This is a genomic window from Serratia sp. szju, from assembly GCF_044594185.1.
Lineage (GTDB): Bacteria > Pseudomonadota > Gammaproteobacteria > Enterobacterales > Enterobacteriaceae > Serratia > Serratia bockelmannii.
The window spans coordinates 4,118,251-4,134,724 of record NZ_CP172576.1 but is presented as its reverse complement, the minus strand read 5'-3'; the positions used below and the strand labels follow the sequence as shown (position 1 = coordinate 4,134,724).

The 16,474-nt window shown below is 61.8% G+C and carries 16 protein-coding genes; 7 read left to right on the top strand and 9 right to left on the bottom strand.

Annotation, left to right across the window (positions count from 1 at the left end; translation table 11 throughout):
* The first annotated feature begins 77 nt into the window (after positions 1 to 77).
* Positions 78 to 1,874 (top strand): glycoside hydrolase family 3 protein, encoded by a 1,797-nt coding sequence (locus RE418_RS19460; RefSeq protein ID WP_337146869.1) that lies wholly within the window; start codon positions 78 to 80, stop codon positions 1,872 to 1,874.
* Between the two features lie 126 nt (positions 1,875 to 2,000).
* Complete coding sequence (locus RE418_RS19455; RefSeq protein ID WP_043143274.1) at positions 2,001 to 3,287, top strand: glycoside hydrolase family 10 protein; 1,287 nt, start codon at positions 2,001 to 2,003, stop codon at positions 3,285 to 3,287.
* Between the two features lie 51 nt (positions 3,288 to 3,338).
* On the opposite strand, the gene RE418_RS19450 is transcribed toward RE418_RS19455, so the two are convergent.
* Positions 3,339 to 4,607 (bottom strand): MFS transporter, encoded by a 1,269-nt coding sequence (locus tag RE418_RS19450; RefSeq protein WP_204317363.1) that lies wholly within the window; start codon positions 4,605 to 4,607, stop codon positions 3,339 to 3,341.
* 147 nt (positions 4,608 to 4,754) lie between these two features.
* Between RE418_RS19450 and RE418_RS19445 the strand changes: the two genes are divergently transcribed.
* The 3 genes from RE418_RS19445 to bioD all read left to right on the top strand — a co-directional run bounded on the left by RE418_RS19445 (position 4,755) and on the right by bioD (position 7,832).
* Complete coding sequence (locus tag RE418_RS19445; RefSeq protein WP_164067517.1) at positions 4,755 to 5,645, top strand: LysR substrate-binding domain-containing protein; 891 nt, start codon at positions 4,755 to 4,757, stop codon at positions 5,643 to 5,645.
* Positions 5,646 to 5,804: 159 nt separating this feature from the next.
* Positions 5,805 to 7,022, top strand: a complete 1,218-nt coding sequence (locus RE418_RS19440; RefSeq protein WP_025302713.1) for an ROK family transcriptional regulator — start codon at positions 5,805 to 5,807, stop codon at positions 7,020 to 7,022.
* Positions 7,023 to 7,166: 144 nt separating this feature from the next.
* The gene (gene bioD / locus RE418_RS19435) at positions 7,167 to 7,832 is read left to right on the top strand and encodes a dethiobiotin synthase (protein WP_025302714.1); all 666 of its coding nucleotides are present in this window, start codon (positions 7,167 to 7,169) and stop codon (positions 7,830 to 7,832) included.
* A 5-nt stretch (positions 7,833 to 7,837) separates the two neighbouring features.
* On the opposite strand, the gene RE418_RS19430 is transcribed toward bioD, so the two are convergent.
* Complete coding sequence (locus RE418_RS19430; RefSeq protein WP_043143271.1) at positions 7,838 to 8,332, bottom strand: DUF2938 family protein; 495 nt, start codon at positions 8,330 to 8,332, stop codon at positions 7,838 to 7,840.
* Between the two features lie 69 nt (positions 8,333 to 8,401).
* Here RE418_RS19430 and RE418_RS19425 point away from each other — a divergent pair, with 69 nt between their 5' ends.
* Complete coding sequence (locus RE418_RS19425; protein WP_043143268.1) at positions 8,402 to 8,794, top strand: helix-turn-helix domain-containing protein; 393 nt, start codon at positions 8,402 to 8,404, stop codon at positions 8,792 to 8,794.
* On the opposite strand, the gene clcB is transcribed toward RE418_RS19425, so the two are convergent.
* The 5 genes from clcB to RE418_RS19400 form a co-directional block, all read right to left on the bottom strand.
* Entirely contained in the window at positions 8,791 to 10,092 is a 1,302-nt protein-coding gene (clcB, locus tag RE418_RS19420; RefSeq protein ID WP_049295515.1) for a voltage-gated ClC-type chloride channel ClcB, read from the bottom strand. The two genes, RE418_RS19425 and clcB, sit on opposite strands and share 4 nt — an antisense overlap.
* A gap of 125 nt (positions 10,093 to 10,217) precedes the next feature.
* Complete coding sequence (gene osmV / locus RE418_RS19415; protein WP_399675459.1) at positions 10,218 to 11,357, bottom strand: osmoprotectant ABC transporter ATP-binding protein OsmV; 1,140 nt, start codon at positions 11,355 to 11,357, stop codon at positions 10,218 to 10,220.
* A complete protein-coding gene (osmW, locus tag RE418_RS19410) occupies positions 11,354 to 12,004 on the bottom strand; it encodes an osmoprotectant ABC transporter permease OsmW (RefSeq protein WP_015377782.1) in 651 nt (216 codons plus the stop codon). Before osmW ends, osmV begins: the two co-directional genes overlap by 4 nt.
* An 8-nt stretch (positions 12,005 to 12,012) precedes the next feature.
* The gene (locus tag RE418_RS19405; protein WP_237651465.1) at positions 12,013 to 12,870 is read right to left on the bottom strand and encodes a glycine betaine ABC transporter substrate-binding protein; all 858 of its coding nucleotides are present in this window, start codon (positions 12,868 to 12,870) and stop codon (positions 12,013 to 12,015) included.
* Positions 12,871 to 12,934: 64 nt separating this feature from the next.
* Positions 12,935 to 13,651: an ABC transporter permease gene (locus RE418_RS19400; protein WP_043143261.1), complete on the bottom strand. Its 717-nt coding sequence runs from the start codon at positions 13,649 to 13,651 to the stop codon at positions 12,935 to 12,937.
* Positions 13,652 to 14,161: 510 nt separating this feature from the next.
* Here RE418_RS19400 and RE418_RS19395 point away from each other — a divergent pair.
* Positions 14,162 to 15,649, top strand: a complete 1,488-nt coding sequence (locus RE418_RS19395) for an MDR family MFS transporter (protein ID WP_049203477.1) — start codon at positions 14,162 to 14,164, stop codon at positions 15,647 to 15,649.
* A gap of 50 nt (positions 15,650 to 15,699) precedes the next feature.
* Here the strand turns inward: RE418_RS19395 and RE418_RS19390 are convergent, their stop codons facing one another.
* Both RE418_RS19390 and RE418_RS19385 read right to left on the bottom strand, forming a co-directional pair.
* Positions 15,700 to 15,999 (bottom strand): DUF1161 domain-containing protein, encoded by a 300-nt coding sequence (locus RE418_RS19390; protein ID WP_019455911.1) that lies wholly within the window; start codon positions 15,997 to 15,999, stop codon positions 15,700 to 15,702.
* 89 nt (positions 16,000 to 16,088) lie between these two features.
* Positions 16,089 to 16,457 (bottom strand): DUF1283 family protein, encoded by a 369-nt coding sequence (locus tag RE418_RS19385; protein ID WP_019455910.1) that lies wholly within the window; start codon positions 16,455 to 16,457, stop codon positions 16,089 to 16,091.
* Between the last annotated feature and the right edge of the window lie 17 nt (positions 16,458 to 16,474).

The window sequence follows — 16,474 nt, the reverse complement described above, 5'->3', positions numbered from 1 at the left end:
AGAATGGCAGGACGCTATGAGCCCTTGGGGTTATCTTTTCTTCTGTCATTAACGGGTGCTTTAACAGGAGGTTTACTGTGGATATTAAACAGAAAGTCAAAAACATGACGCTGGAAGAGAAGATCGGGCAAAAAATCATGCTGGATTTTCGCTACTGGGATCGGAACGGTAGCAGCAATCAGGATATGACCGTTCCCGATGAAGCCATTGGCAAGCTGATCGCCGATAACCACGTGGGCGGGGTGATCCTGTTCGCCAATAATCTGAAAGACAAGCAGCAGATCAAAACGTTGACGGCTTGGTATGCCGCGATGAAAACGCACGCCGGCATTCGCCTGTTTATCGGCACGGATAATGAGGGCGGTAACGTTTTCCGGCTGCCGCGCGGCGACTATGCCTCATTCCCCGGCAATATGGCGCTGGCGGCGGCGATTGAGGGCGGTGCGGATAAACAGCTCGCCGTTGAACAGGGCAAGCTGATGGCCCAGGATATGCGCGCGTTGCATATCAATACCAACTTTGCCCCGGTCGTGGACGTCAACACCAACCCGTTCAACCCGGTGATTAACGTTCGCGCCTTCAGCGATGATAAGAACACCGTGTCCCGCCTGGCCGAGAAAATAGTGGCGGGGATGAAGCAGCAAGGGCTGATCACCGCTTACAAACACTTCCCTGGCCATGGCAGCACCTCCACCGACTCGCATACCGGTTTGCCGCGCGTCGATCGTACGCGGGAAGAGGCGTTTGCCATCGATATCGCGCCTTACAAACAGGCCATTGACCGCTGTGCGGCGCCGGACATGGTCATGACCGCGCATATTCAGTACCCCGCGCTGGATAACCGCCAGATCGACACCCGCAGCGGAGAAAAAATCACGGTGCCGGCCACCATGTCGTATGAAATTCAGACCCGCATCCTGCGCGATGAGCTGGGTTATGCCGGCGTAACGATTTCAGACGCGCTGGATATGGGCGCGATTGCTGAGCACTTCACCCAACAGGGGGCGGCTGAAAACGTCTTTGCCGCCGGGGTGGATATCGCCCTGATGCCTGTCAGCATCGCTTCGCCGGCCCAGGCTAACCTGCTGCCGGACCTGATTCGTTATCTTGCGGAAAGGGTGAAAACAGGGCATCTCAGCGAGGCCGATATCGATGCTTCGGTCGAGCGCATTTTGCGCCTGAAATTACGCCATGGCCTGATGGGGCATAGCGATAAACCTTGTTCCAACGACGTCGCGTTGTCAGCGCACAAGCTGGAAAAGCGCATTGCCGATCGCTCCATTACCGTGGTCATTAACCGCCACAGCCTGCTGCCGTTGAAAGACAAGGCGCTGCGCTATTTTATCCTGACCCCGTGGGGTGAGCAGGCCAAAGGCATCGCTAACGTGATGACGCAGGAGGGCTACCAGAACGTCGTTGCCGCGAAGGAAACGGAACTGAACGATGCCCAAATCAGGGCGCATATTGCCGATTGCGACGTGTTCCTGCTCGGCACGCTTTCGACCCGCTTTACGCCTGCCGAGCAGGATGGCGTCGTGACCTCCGCCACCGGAGCGAGTAATGACAGCAGCCCTTACCCGGGCTGGTTGAAATACGCCGCCGAGCAGGGGAAAAAACGCGTTCACCTCTCATTGCGCGCGCCTTACGATATCGTGAACTATGCCGCAGACGTGGATGCAGCCGTCGCCACCTATTCTTACTACGGGTATGACAGCGGCGTATGGCGTGGCCCTTCGATGATCGCTTTGGCGCACGTGCTGACGGGGAAAATCACACCCCAGGGCAAACTGCCGGTCAACACCTGGCATGACTACGATGAGGAAACCAATACGGGCAAGGTGGCGTTCCCTCGCGGGACGGGGCTGAGCTGGTAATGGGACAAGTACCGGCGTCGTCAGAAAGGGCGACGCCGGCAGCTTGCTCGCGTTGAGAAAGCGGGCGGTTTCTTGCTCTGCACGAAACGACATGGGATAACCGTCACTCACGGAAGGAGAATATTTATGCCGACAGGCGCAACAAAACTAGGCGGATGGCTGTTGATGGCCGCCATGCTGGGCGTGAGCGGATGCGCCAAGCCCCCCGAACCGGAGAAACCTGCACAGCCGACACCGCCGGTTACACCGATGCGGGGCATCTGGCTGGCCACGGTCATTGGCTTGGACTGGCCGCCGGCGGCCTCCCTTAAAGCGGAAACGGCGCAAGAGCGGGTGCGCCTGCAGCAGCAGGGGCTGACGGACGCACTGGACGACATGGTGAAAACCGGGATTAACACGGTGTATTTTCAGGTTAAACCGGACGGAACGGCCCTGTGGCGTTCTGACATCTTGCCTTGGTCTGAGGTCTTGACCGGCACCGTGGGCCAGGATCCGGGTTATGATCCGCTGGCCTTTATGCTGCAAGAAGCGCACCGGCGCGGTATCAAGGTCCACGCCTGGCTGAACCCTTATCGGGTTTCCATGAATACCCGACAGCAAACGATTGATGCACTTAATCAGACGTTGCAGTCCCCACCGGCCAGCGTCTATGCGCTGCATCCTGACTGGATCCGCACGGCCAACGACCGCTTCGTGCTCGATCCTGGCTTACCCGACGTGCGCAACTGGATCACCGGCGTGGTGGCTGAAATAGTCAAAAACTATGATGTCGATGGCATTCAATTTGACGATTATTTCTATTACGAAACGCCGCAATCGCCGCTGGATGATGGGAAGACGTATCGCGCCTACGGCAAAGGGTTTGCAGACAAAGCCGCCTGGCGCAGGGACAACACGCTGCAATTGATAAAACAGGTTTCAGCCACCGTCAAAGCGTTGAAACCCGCGGTTGCGTTTGGCGTCAGCCCGGCGGGCGTATGGCGAAACAAAGCGGACGATCCTGCCGGCTCGGCGACGCGGGCAGGGGCGCCATCGTACGATACGGCCTATGCCGATACGCGCCAGTGGGTAAAACTGGGGCTGCTCGACTATATCGCACCACAGCTGTATTGGCCTTTTGATCGTGAAATTGTCCGCTACGACGTGCTGGCCAACTGGTGGGCCGAGGTGGTGAAAGGCACGCCGGTTCGGCTCTATGCCGGGGTGGCGCTGTATAAAGTGGGCACGCCATCGGCCAGCGAGCCGGCCTGGACCGTCGATGGCGGCGTTCCCGAGCTGAAAAGGCAGTTGGATCTCAACGAGAGCCTGCCGGGGATGGGGGGAACCATCCTGTTCCGGCAACGCTATCTGACCGAGCCGCAAACGGATAAGGCCGTGGAGTACCTGCGCACCCGCTGGAAAACCGGTCAATAATCACAGGCACTGGCAGGACGAGCCGCGGCAAATCGCCGCGGCTTTTTCTTTTCAAAGACGAGCGGCTTCCGGCAGGCGTTTCAGGTAATGCACCACCAGCAGCGCCAGCAACAGCATCAGGCTGATAAACACCGCTACGCCATTCCAGCCGAAGCTGTGCCAGAACACGCCGCCGAGGGTGCCGGCCACGCTGGAGCCGACGTAATAGCAGAACAGATACAGCGACGACGCCTGGCCTTTGGCGCGGCGCGCACGGCGGCCAATCCAGCTGCTGGCCACCGAGTGGGCGGCGAAGAAACCGGCGGTGAACAGCATCATGCCGATAAAGATCGCCGGCACCTGCGGCAGCGCGGTAATCAGGATCCCGATCAGCATAATCACGATTGACGCCAGCAGCACCGGGCCACGTCCGAAGCGCGAGGTGAGCGCGCCGGCCTTGGGCGAGCTGTAGGAACCGGTGAGGTACACCACCGACAGCAGGCCGACAATCGCCTGGCTCAGGTGGTAAGGATCCGCCAGCAGGCGATAGCCGATATAGTTGAACAGGGTGACGAAGCTGCCCATCAGCAGGAAACCTTCCGCGAACAGCAGCGGCAGGCCCTTATCGTGCCAATGCAGCTTGAAGTTGATCAGCAGGGTGCGCGGGCGCAGCGAGCTGGCGCGAAAATGCCGCGAGGCAGGCAGGATACGCCAGAACATGCAGGCGGCGGCGAGGGCGAACAGGCCGATGACCCCGAGCGATACGCGCCAGGAGAAGAAGTCGGTCAATACCCCGGTCACCAGGCGACCGCTCATGCCGCCGATCGAGTTGCCGCTGATGTACAGCCCCATCGAGAAGGCGACGAAGCTGGGATGGATCTCTTCGCTGAGATAGGTCATGCCGACCGCCGCCACGCCGCTCAGCGACAGGCCGATCAGCGCGCGCATCAGCAAAATGCCGTGCCAACTGGTCATAAAGGCGCAGATCAGCGTGCAGACCGCCGCCAGCAGCAGCGCTACCACCATCACCGATTTACGGCCGATGGCGTCTGACAGCGGCCCGGTGAACATCAGGCCGATCGCCAGCAGGCCGGTAGAGACCGAAAGCGACAGGCTGCTTTCCGCCGGCGATACGCCGAAGTCTTGCGACAGCACCGGCAGGATCGGCTGCACGCAGTAGAGCAGCGCGAAGGTCGCCAGCCCGGCGGAAAACAGCGCCAGCGTTACGCGCATAAACTGCGGCGTGCCGCGTTCGATATAGGGGAGTTTGTTGTTGAGGGTGGAGCGTTTTACTTTTGGCGCAGCGGCCGCGTCATCGTTGGCGGCCAGCGTCGACGGCATCACGGCCGCAGAACGCACAGGGGTTGTCACAGCGTTTCCTTACCGAACTTCGGGGAGATAAACAGACACTTTGCAGATAACAAAATGATAGGGAGTGGCGAATTTTTTGTCTAATATATTAATAATTAAAATTAAGACGTTTTAAATATGAATATCGAGCTGAGACACCTGCGTTACTTTATTGCCGTGGCGGAAGAGCTGCATTTTGGCCGTGCCGCCGAGCGGTTGCGGATCTCCCAGCCACCGCTCAGCCAGCAAATCCAGGCGCTGGAAGAGATGGTCGGCGCGCGGCTGCTGGCGCGCAACAACCGCAACGTCAGTTTGACCCAGGCCGGGGAGATGTTCCTCAAAGAAGCCTACCAGGTGCTCGATCAGGTCGGGCGCGCGGCGGAAAAGGCGGCGCGTCTGGATCGTGGCGAACTGGGGGAAATGACCATCGGCTTTACCTCTTCCGCGCCCTTTATCGGCGTGGTGGCGCGCAGCCTGCGCACCTTTCGTCAGCAGTCCCCGCAGGTGCATATCAAAATGCGCGAAATCAACACCAAACAGCAGATCGAACCGCTGTTGAACGGTGAGCTGGATTTGGGGGTGATGCGCAACACGCGGCTGCCGGAGGCGCTGCACTATCAGCTGCTGCTGCGCGAACCGCTGGTGGCGGTGGTGCCGGAGGGGCATCCGCTGGCGGAAACACCCGGCGGCGGGGTGCGGTTCCAACATCTGGCGCTGGAGCCGTTCGTGTTCTTCTCGCGCGAAGTGGGCACCGCGCTGTATGACGAAATCCTGCTGCTGCTCAGCAAGGCCGGCATTACTCCCTATATCACCCAGGAAGTGGGGGAAGCGATGACCATCATCGGGCTGGTCTCCGCCGGGTTGGGGGTGTCGATTTTGCCAGCGTCATTCGCCCGAGTGCGGGTGGACGGCGTGCGCTATTTGCCGCTGGCGGAGCCGGACGCCACCACCGAAGTTTGGCTGGTTCATCACCGCCGCCGGCCGCTGACCGCCGCGGCGCAGGCGCTGATGGCGTTGATGCTGAAATGACGTTGAGGTTGGGCAAATAAAAATCAATTCACGCTGAAATTGCGAGGAATTTGTGCAGCAAATCACATAACGAATCAAATAGTTGACGCTGTATGACAAAAGCCCCACCATAACCCCTAGTCTTTATTTAGAAGCGCGAAAAATAGTAGGAGCCGGTTTGTGATTGCGGTTGGGCAGCCTGGGCATATCGATCAAATCAAGCAGACCAATGCGGGGGCGGTTTATCGGCTAATCGATCAGCTGGGCCCGATTTCGCGTATCGAACTGTCAAAACGCGCACAGCTGGCGCCCGCCAGCATCACCAAGATCGTGCGCGAACTGCTGGAAGCCCATCTGGTCAAGGAAACCGAGTACCAGGAAATCGGCAGCCGGGGCCGCCCGGCGGTGGGGCTGGTGCTGGACACCGAGGCTTGGCATTACCTTTCCGCCCGTATCAGCCGCGGCAGCATCACGCTGGCGCTGCGCGATCTCAGCAGCAAACTGGTGGTGGAAGAGTTGCTGCCGCTGGCGGCCGAACACCCTGAACCGCTGCTGAAACGCATCCTGACCGAAGTCGACCAATTCTTTATCCGCCACCAAAGCAAGCTGGAGCGACTGACGGCGATCGCCATCACGCTGCCGGGCATGATCGACGTGCAGTCCGGCGTGGTGCACCGCATGCCGTTTTACGACGTGCTGGAGATGCCGCTCGGCCCGGCGCTGGAAACCCGCACCGGCCTGCCGGTTTACTTGCAGCATGACATCAGCGCCTGGACCATGGCCGAGGCGCTGTATGGCGCCTCGCGCGGCAGCCAGAACGTGATTCAGGTGGTGATCGACCACAACGTCGGCGCCGGGGTGATCACCGGCGGCCACGTGCTGCACGCCGGCAGCCACAGCGTGGTGGAGATCGGCCACACCCAGGTCGATCCGTACGGCAAACGCTGCTATTGCGGCAACCACGGCTGCCTTGAAACCGTAGCCAGCATCGAGAACATCCTGGAGATCGCCCAGCAGCGGCTGAGCGGTTCGATGAGCTCCAGCCTGCACGGCGCGCCGCTGACCGTTGAATCGCTGTGCGACGCCGCGCTGGCGGGCGATCAGCTGGCGCGGGACATCATTCTCGGCGTCGGCCACAGCGTGGGGCGCATTCTGGCGATCATGGTCAACCTGTTCAATCCGGAGAAGATCCTGGTGGGCTCGCCGCTCAACCGCGCGGCGGAGATCCTGCACCCGGCCATCGCGTCCTGCATTCGCCAGCAGGCGCTGCCGGCCTACAGCGAGCAGGTCAAGGTCGAATCCACGCAGTTCTTCAATAAGGGCACCATGCCCGGCGCCGCGCTGGTGAAAGAGGCGCTGTACAACGGTTCGCTGCTGGTGCAATTGCTGCAAGGCTAACATCAGAACTTCTTATTAATCCCGCAAAAGATTGAGCTACCTCAAGCCCCTACGTGGCAGCATCCCCTAGAATTTTTCCGAAAGACTTCTTCGCCGCCGATGCGGCGACACATTGTTAACGGGGCATTCTGGGGCATTTTATTCATGTTGAAGCGTTTATTTGTGACAGGCACGGATACCGACGTCGGTAAAACCGTGGTTTCCCGCGGGTTGATGCAGGCTCTGGCCGCCGAAGGCCGTTCAGTGGCCGGCTACAAGCCGATCGCCGCGCGCTGCCAGGAAACCAGCGAGGGCATCCGCAATAAAGACGCTTTGGTGTTGCAGGCATCTTCAACCTTGCCGCTGTCCTACGAGGAGATCAACCCCATCACTTGTCTGGATGAGGTGTTTCACGCGCATGCGACCGAGGATATCAACTATGGCCTGATGAGCAGCGGCCTGCGGGATCTGTCCGCCAAAGCCGATACGGTGGTGGTGGAGGGCAGCGGCGGCTGGCGCGTGCTGATGAACGATCTGCGGCCGTACGCCGAATGGGTGGTGCAGGAGCAACTGCCGGTGGTGCTGGTGGTGGGCATCAAGCTGGGCTGCGTCAGCCACGCGCTGCTGACCGCGCAGTCGATCATCAACGACGGCCTGCCGCTGCTGGGCTGGGTGGCCAACCGCATCAATCCGGGGTTGGCGCACTACGCCGAAACCATCACGGCGCTGCAGCAGCGCATTTCCGCGCCGCTGCTGGGTGAAATTCCGTATCTGCCGCGCGCGGAGCAGCGCGAACTGGCGCACTACCTCGATATTTCCACGTTGCTGTAGCCCATTCAGGCACAGAACGTCGCCAACAATCGGGCGGCGATCAACAGGCCCAGCCCATACACCGTGTGGGTGAGCAGGCTGAGGAGCCGCGCTCTGCGCGGATTGGCGGTTTTCGCCGCCGCCACGCCAAAGCCCAGCGCGGGCTGCATCACCAGAAACGGCGCCGCCAGGCTTAGCCAGCCGCTCAACAGCGCGATGCGCGGTTCCGGCGCCGCATACCACTCGATGCCCGCCAAACCGAGCGGGATAAAGGCGAACGCCAAGCCGATGGCGTAGTGCAGTATCCAGCCGATTTTTCTCTCACCCTGGCGCGGCGGCGCCGTGACGATGGTGGCGTGAAACCAGCGGCCGTCGAACATGCCGAGAAACCAGCGGCCCACCAGCGCGTAATCGAGGGAAGGGATGCCGAAGCGCCGCTTCAGCAGCAACGCCCACAAATCCATGCAGAGGGTGGCGCCGGCGCCGGTTAACAGGATGCGCACTAACATATCGGGGGTCATACGGGTGTCCTTAACTCAGTGACGTGATAATGTGCGCACAGTGTGCAACTTAAAGTCGGCTTCAAGTCAATGGCAAAAGAACTGGATATCGGCGCGGTGGCGCGCCTGAGTGGAGTCGCGCCTTCTGCGCTGCGGCATTACGAGAAAAAGGGGCTGATTGCGTCGATAGGCCGCCACGGTTTGCGCCGTCAATACGCCGCCGGGGTGCTCGATCAACTGCGGCTGATTGCGCTCGCGCGCCTGGCCGGCTTTACGTTGGATGAGATGAGTGCTTTGTTTGACGAACGGGGCCAAATCGCGATCGATCGCGGGCTGCTGGCGGCGCGGGCGGATGAGCTTGATCGCCATATCCAGCGCCTGATGCAGGTGCGCGACGGGCTGCGGCACATGGTCGATTGTCCTGAACCCGAGCACCTGCAGTGCCCGCAGTTCAGGAAAATATTGCAGCAGGGTGAGTTCTAAGCCTCGCGTTTGGGCGGCGGCGCCGTGTGGTACACCGACACCGGTCGCAGGCCGCGCGACACGGTGGTGGCGATCACGCAGGCCAGCAGAATGCCGGGCAGCAGCGCGTATTCGCCGGTCATTTCAAACACCATCAGCGCCGCCATGATCGGCGCATGGGTGGTGGCGGCCAGCAGGGTAGCCATGCCGGTCAGCGCCAGCAGCAGCGGCACCGCCGCATCCATGCCCGGCCACAGGCCAAACAGCTGACCGATGATCGAGCCGAGCGCGGCGCCGACGAACAGCGTCGGGGTGAAGACCCCGCCGGGTGCGCCCGACCCGCTGCTGGCAAGGATTGCCAACAGTTTACATACCAGGATCGCCCCCAGCAGCAACACCCCCGGTGGCGCAATCAGCAGCGCCTGTACCACGCTGTAACCGTTGCCCCACACCTGTGGGAACAGCAGCGAAAGCAGCCCGACGATCAGGCCGCCCAACGCCAGCTGCAACGGCGGCTTCAACCGCAGCGATCGGAACGCGCGGCCGGTGGCGGTCATCAGCCATAAAAACAGCGGCCCGCCGGCGCCGGCCACCACGCCGACCAGCGCCATCAGCAGGTATTGTGTCGGCAGAGGGGCGGAGAGCGGCGTCACCAGGTAGAGTGGCGCCTGGCCGCCGTTGAGCAGGTTGGTCATCAGCAGGGCGCTCACTGCGGCGATCACCACCGGGCCGAGCGAGGCCAGCATCAGGGTGCCGAACAGGATCTCGGCGATAAACAGGCTGCCCGCCAGCGGCGCATGATAGGCGCTGGCCATCCCGGCGGCGGCAGCGCAGGCCACCCACAGTTTCCATTCTTTCTCGTGCGTAAAGCGCTGGGCAAACAACGAGCCCACCAGCGCCGCCAGCAGGATCATCGCGCCTTCGCGGCCGATGGCGCTGCCGCTCGACACCACCAGCAGCGACGCCAGACACTTCACCAGACTGGCGCCGGTATCCAGCTTGCCGTTGCCGGTCTCAATCGCTTCCATATAGTCGGTGGGCGCCGCCGGACGCTGGTGGCGGTAGCGCTGGTGAACATACAGCAGCAGGCCCGCCGCCAGACCGCCCAGCGCCGGCGTCAGCGCGCGTCGCCAGCCGGGCAGCGCGGCGGCGGCGGCCACCAGGCTGCCGTCGGCATTGCCGAGCAGCAGCCACTCGAGGCCAATCATCGAACGGTGGAACAGCCACACCGCCAGGGCGGCGGCGACGCCGATAAACACGGCGATAAGCAGGCTGCGCAGCAGGGCGCGATAGTGGTGCAGGTGGACCAATCTTTTCATGCGTGGGCGGCGTCGTGAGAAAAATCAAAGGGTCATCAGCGCATTGTGCTTGGCGCTCCGGCCGATGACCAGTGAATCTTTAGCAAACTGCGGCATAGGCGGGGCGGCGAGCGCCCCGGCGGGGGTTATTGCGGCGTCAACACCCGGCGCGTGCGGCCGGAGCTGAGGTAGTCGGCGATATAATCCTGCGAGATTTCGCCGCTGTAGCGGCCGTCTTCATCGACGATCGGCATCCAGGAGGTGTTGTGCTCGTACAGTTTCGACAGCACCACGCGCAGGTTCTCCTCCGCACGGGCGGTGACGCGGAAACGGTGCAGGCTGTCGGCGCAGACCCCGGGCGCGCCGCGCGCCTCACGGCGTTTGACGTATCCCAACGGTTTGCCGTCGGCATCCACCACCGTCACCGAGCGGGCGTCGATATCGTCCATCAGACCGAACGCCTCCACTAGCGGCGTCTCCCGGCGCACCGTCACCGTTTCCTGTTGATCGGCCACGTCGCCGGCCTGCACCAACAGCAGGCGCTTCAGCGTGCGATCCTGGCCGACAAAGGACGCGACGAAGTCGTTCGCCGGGCGCGCCAGCAGCTCATCGGCGCTGGCGTTCTGCACGATTTTGCCCTGGCGGAACACCGCGATGCGATCGCCGAGCTTCAGCGCTTCGTCGATGTCGTGGCTGACCAGCATCACGGTCTTTTTCAGCTGGCGCTGCATGTCGAGAAACTCGTTCTGGATGGTTTCGCGGTTGATCGGGTCTACCGCGCCGAAGGGCTCATCCATCAGCAGCACCGGCGGATCGGCGGCCAGCGCGCGGATCACGCCGATGCGCTGTTGCTGCCCGCCGGACATCTCTTTCGGGTAGCGGTGCAAAAAGCGCTTGGGATCCAGCGTCACCATGCTCATCAGCTCCTCGGCGCGATCGTGGCAGCGTTTTTTGTCCCAACCCAGCATGCGCGGCACTACGGTGATGTTCTCCTCGATGGTCATGTTGGGGAACAGACCGATCTGCTGGATGACGTAGCCGATTTTGCGGCGCAGGCTGACCGTATCCAGCGCGCTGGTGTCCTCGCCGTTGATCAGAATGGTGCCGCCGGTGGGTTCGATCAGGCGGTTGATCATCTTCAGCGTGGTGGTTTTGCCGCAGCCGGAAGGGCCGAGCAGCACGCAGATTTCGCCTTCCGGCACGTCCAGATTGATGTTGTCGACGGCGTTGAACGGCGTGCCGTTCTTCTGCATGAACTGTTTGGTCAGATTTTCCAATTTAATCATGAGCGGATCCCCTTGGGCGTTAGCGCAATTTGCAAGCGGTGCAATAACCAATCGAGAACGATTGCCAGCAGGCTGATCATCACGGCGCCGGTAATCAACTGGCGGATGTCGCTGCTGCTGATGCCGTTGAGCAGCAGCAGGCCAAGGCCGCCGGCGCCGATCACTGCGGCTATCGCCATCACGCCGATATTCATCACCACGGCGGTTCGAATGCCGCCGAAAATCACCGGCAGTGCCACCGGGATCTCTACCCAGCGCAGGCGTTGCCAGAACGTCATGCCGATGCCGCGGCCGGCTTCGCGCAGCCCGCCGGGCAGGTTGTCGAGCGCGGTGTGGGTATTGCGCACGATCGGCAGCAGCGAGTAGAGGAACACCGCGGTGATCGCCGGTACGTAGCCAATGCCGTGGCCGATTAAGGAAAACAGCGGGATCATCAGCCCGAACAGGGCGATGGAGGGCACGGTCAGCACCAGCGTGGCCAGGCTCAGCACCGGCGTCGCCAACCATTTGTGGCGGACAATCAGCACGCCGAGCGGCACGCCGATCAGGATCGCCAGGCCGACGGCGACGCCGACCAGCAGCAGGTGTTCCAGCGTCAATCCGGCGATATAGGCCCAGTTTTGCCAGGCGTAAAGTAAGGTATTCATCATGTCTCCTAAATCAGGCCGCGCTGCTTGAGGAACGCGTCGGCGACCTGTTGCGGCGTCTGGTAGTCGATATCCACCTTAGCGTTCAGCTCGGTGATCACCTGATTGTTGAACTGTTTCGACAGCGTGTTCAGCGCCGCTTCCAGCCCCGGCGTGTTTTGCAACACCTCGGCGCGCACCACCGGCGTGACCGCATAACTCGGGAAATAGCCTTTGTCGTCTTCCAGCACCTGCAGATCGAACCCTTTCACCCGACCGTCGGTGGTGTACACCAGCCCGGCGTCGACGAAGCCGTCGCGAATGGCGTTGTAGACCAGGCCGGGGTCCATCTGGCGGATTTGCGGGCGATCGAGCGGCATGTCGTACAGCGCCTGCATCGGCTTCAGGCCGTCCGAGCGGCCGGCGAACTCCAGATCCAGCCCCAGCAGCCAGTTGTGTTTAGGGTCGGTTTTACGCACCTGCTCCACTTTGGCCACCAGCTGCGACATCGTGCGGATCTGCTCTTTTTCCGCGCGCCGGCGCTGCATGGCGAAGGCGTAGGTGTTGTTCATGTCCGCCGGCTGCAGCCAAACCAGCCCGAGTTTGGCGTCGAGCTTTTTCACCGTGTCGTAGGTTTCCTGCGGCGACATGCGCTTATTGATGTGGTTAAAAATGATCAGCGAGGTGCCGGTGTATTCCCAGGTCATGTCGATCTGTTTGTTGATCATCGCGTTGCGGGTGATCACCGTGGCCAGATTGGTCTTGGGTTCGACCTGAAAACCTTTGGCCCGCAGGTATTGCACGGTAATCGCAGACAGAATGCGCTGTTCGGTAAAGTTCTTGCTCGCCAGCGTGAGCGGGGCGGCCCAGGCGGCCGCGCCGGTCATCAGCAAGGAGAACAGCAGCGCGTGGCGGAGTGGTTGTAACCATCGAGTCATCGCGTTTCTCCCATCAGGATGCGGTGTGCGGGCTGAGCCGGCGACCGAGACCGGCCAGCGCCAGATCGAGCAGCAGGGCGATCAGCGCGGTGGCGGCGGCGCCGAGGATCAGCGTCGGGAAGTCGTTCAGGTAGATGCCGGGGAAGATCAGCTCGCCGTAGCTGCTGGCACCGATTAAAAACGCCAGCGGCGCGGTGCCGACGTTAATCGCCATTGCGATGCGCACCCCGGCGAAGATCACCGGTAGCGCGTTAGGGAGTTCAACCTGCCGCAGTCGCTGCCCGGCGGTCATGCCAATACCGTTGGCGGCCTCGACCAGCGCCGGTGGCACCGAACGCAGGCCGGCATAGGTATTGCGCACGATGGGCAGCAGCGAGGCGAGGAACAGTGCCACCACCGCCGGCCGATCGCCGATGCCGATGATTACCATCGCCAGCGCCAGCACCGCCAGCGGCGGCAGGGTGTTGCCGACGTTGAAGATCTGCATCACGTGTTCCGCCCAGCGGCGGGCAAAGGGGCGGCTCAGCAGGATGCCGCTGGGAATGCCGACCAGCAGCGACAGCAGCATGGAGCAGGCCACCAGGAACATGTGTTGCTGGCCGAGATAGATCAAATCTTCCCGGCGCGACTTGAGGGTGTCCCAACCGATGCCGTAAACCAGCAGCGCGATGACGGCGATAAACAGCAGGCTCCCGAGGAGCAGGCGCCGGTATGGCGCTGACTTGTGCATGATGTTGCGTCCTCCGTTGCGCGGAGCGGCCGACGAGACGGCGCATTCCGCTCTGATTGTTACCCACGGCCCGGCGGGCGTGGCGGTACAAAACGGGCGTTTCGCATGAGGTTAGCGACATTGAGCGAAGGGTGCGTTCGGCACAGCGTGCTGAACGTAGGCTCAATACGTGAGTTAATCAGCATAAAATACTGATATTTAAACCCAAGAAAGCACGAAGCCCAAAGGCGTCGGCTAGGGAAGGTATAGCACCCTGTCGTTGGTCGTGCCAAGTTTTATGAACAAAATCAGGTGATTGAGTTTACGCCGATCTGCGCCTCAGCCCGCGTCAGCGCTGGGATGCATGGAAAGTGAAAAAAATCCGCCGCATAACGTTACGCCGTAACAATGAGTCGCAAATGGTGCGATTCGCCGCCGGCAAAGACAGGATGTGAGGGGGGATAGACTCGGCGCAGGCGCTTGCTGATATACTCAGAGAAAATAAAAACGCCAGGAAAGCTGCATAACGCCATGACAAATAACGTTTCACCCGCACCCATCGCCCACCGGCCGCTGATTCTGATCGCCTGTATGCTGGCGATGTTCATGTCGGCGATCGAAGCCACCATCGTCGCCACCGCCATGCCCACCATTATCGGCGATCTCGGCGGCTTCTCGCTGCTGGGGTGGGTATTCGCGGTCTATTTGCTGGCGCAGGCGATCACCATCCCCATCTACGGGCGGCTGGCGGATCTCTACGGCCGCAAGCGGGTGTTCTTCTTCGGCGCCACGCTGTTCCTGCTGGGATCGGTGCTGTGCGGCTTCGCCCCCGACATGTATTGGCTGATCGGCTTTCGTCTGCTGCAGGGGTTGGGCGCCGGCGCCATCATGCCGATCGCGTCCACCATCATCGGCGACATCTACAGCGCCACCGAGCGGCCGAAGGTGATGGGCTACCTGTCGAGCGTATGGGGCGTGTCGGCGATCATCGGCCCGCTGTTGGGGGCGTTTATCGTCCAGCATCTGCCGTGGGCGCTGGTGTTCTGGGTTAACCTGCCGATCGGCCTGCTGGCGATGTTCTTCCTCTGGCGCTATCTGCCGGCGCATCAGCAGCTGCGGCGGCACGCGCTGGATCTGGCGGGCACCGCCTGGCTGACGCTGTTCGTTTCGGCGCTGCTGCTGGCGCTGTTGCAGATGGAAAGTCTGGGATGGTGGGTGGCGCCGCTGTTTGCGCTGGCGGCGGCGTCGCTGGCGCTGCTTGTCCGCCAGGAGCGGCGTGCGGTCGAACCGTTGTTCCCGCTGGCGCTGTGGCAAAGCCGGGTGATCGTCGCCGGCAACATCGGCGGGCTGGTGATCGGTGCGGCGATGATGGGCATCAGCGCTTTCCTGCCCACCTTCATTCAGGGCGTGATGGGCGGCTCGCCGCTGGAGGCGGGCACCACGCTGGCCCTGATGTCGATCGGTTGGCCGCTGGCCAGCACGCTGAGCGGCCGTTTGATGCTGATGACCTCGTATCGCGCCACGGCGCTGCTGGGGGCGCTGCTGTTGGTGGCGGGCGGCCTGATATTGCTGCTGTTGCAGCCGGCGGGCGGCCTGCTGTGGGGCCGGGTGGCGGCGTTTATGGTCGGCGCCGGTATGGGGTTGTGCAACACCACGTTTCTGGTTTCGGTGCAGAACGCGGCGCATTACAGCATTCGCGGCATCGCCACCGCCTGTACCGTGTTTACCCGCATGGTGGGCTCGGCCATCGGCACCGCGATTCTGGGCGCGACGCTGAATCTCAACTTGCAGTGGCGTTTGCCGGAGATTGACGATCCGGTGCAGCGTCTGATGGAACCGGCGGTGCGCCAGAGCATGGGGAGCGAGGCGTTGGCGCAGCTGACCCAGCAGGTGGCGGCTTCACTGCATTGGGTATTTCTGGTGTCGGCGCTGGTGTCGTTGCTGGCGCTGGCGGCGGCGATGCTGATCCCGGCGCGTTGTCGGCCGCAGGGCGAAGAAGAAGAGGCGGAGCAGGCGTAAGGGATAAGGAAAGGGCGCTGCTGCAGAGCGCCCGGGATAGCCGGTGTGGCTTACTGCGTGTTGGAGGTATCCTGGCTGGTGCCGGTCTGCGCCGCGTCACCGCGATCGTCGCCGTTGTTCAGGCGGGTATAGACGATCTTCTGGGTGTCGTTTTCGCAGTGGCCGACCACCTGGCCACCCGCTTGATCGGCCTGATCGTTGGGCACGATCTCCAGTTTGAAGCCGGACTCCGGTACGCCGTTATTGACGATTTTTTGCGAAATGTCCGCTTTCACGCTTTCGCAGGAGGCCAGTGCCGCCAGCGGGGCGCCGGCCAGCAACACAGCGGTTAATATCAGCGTTTTTTTCATCACGTCATCCTTTTAGACAATGGACTTCCTGTAACAGGATAGCAGCAACGGCGACCGGGTTTCACGCTTGCCCGCCCGCCGCAGGCGGATTAAGGATTAATCCGACGGCCGGTCTGGCGATCTAGGCATTTACGGGTGTCCGGTTCCCAGTAGGCGTTGACGTTGTTGCTGTCGTTGCAACGGTCTTCGTCATCCGCGGCGCGATCGGCCTTGTCGAACTCTTTCTCGACGCGAGTGTTAACCTTGTGGCGCAGGGTTTTGGTATCATTCCACTGCTCTTTGCTCTGACGCGCTTCTTCGGTGCTCATCGCGCCGCTGCCTTTGCCATCGACGGTGACGCAGGTGCTGCCCTGAGTGCAGGTGGCGGCCAGCGCCGGCGCCTGCCAGGCGCCCATAACGGCCAGCATGGCGACCGGCAGCATCCCGCGCAGCAGTCGTTGGGTCGAAAATGTTTTCATCGTTTCATCCTTATGAG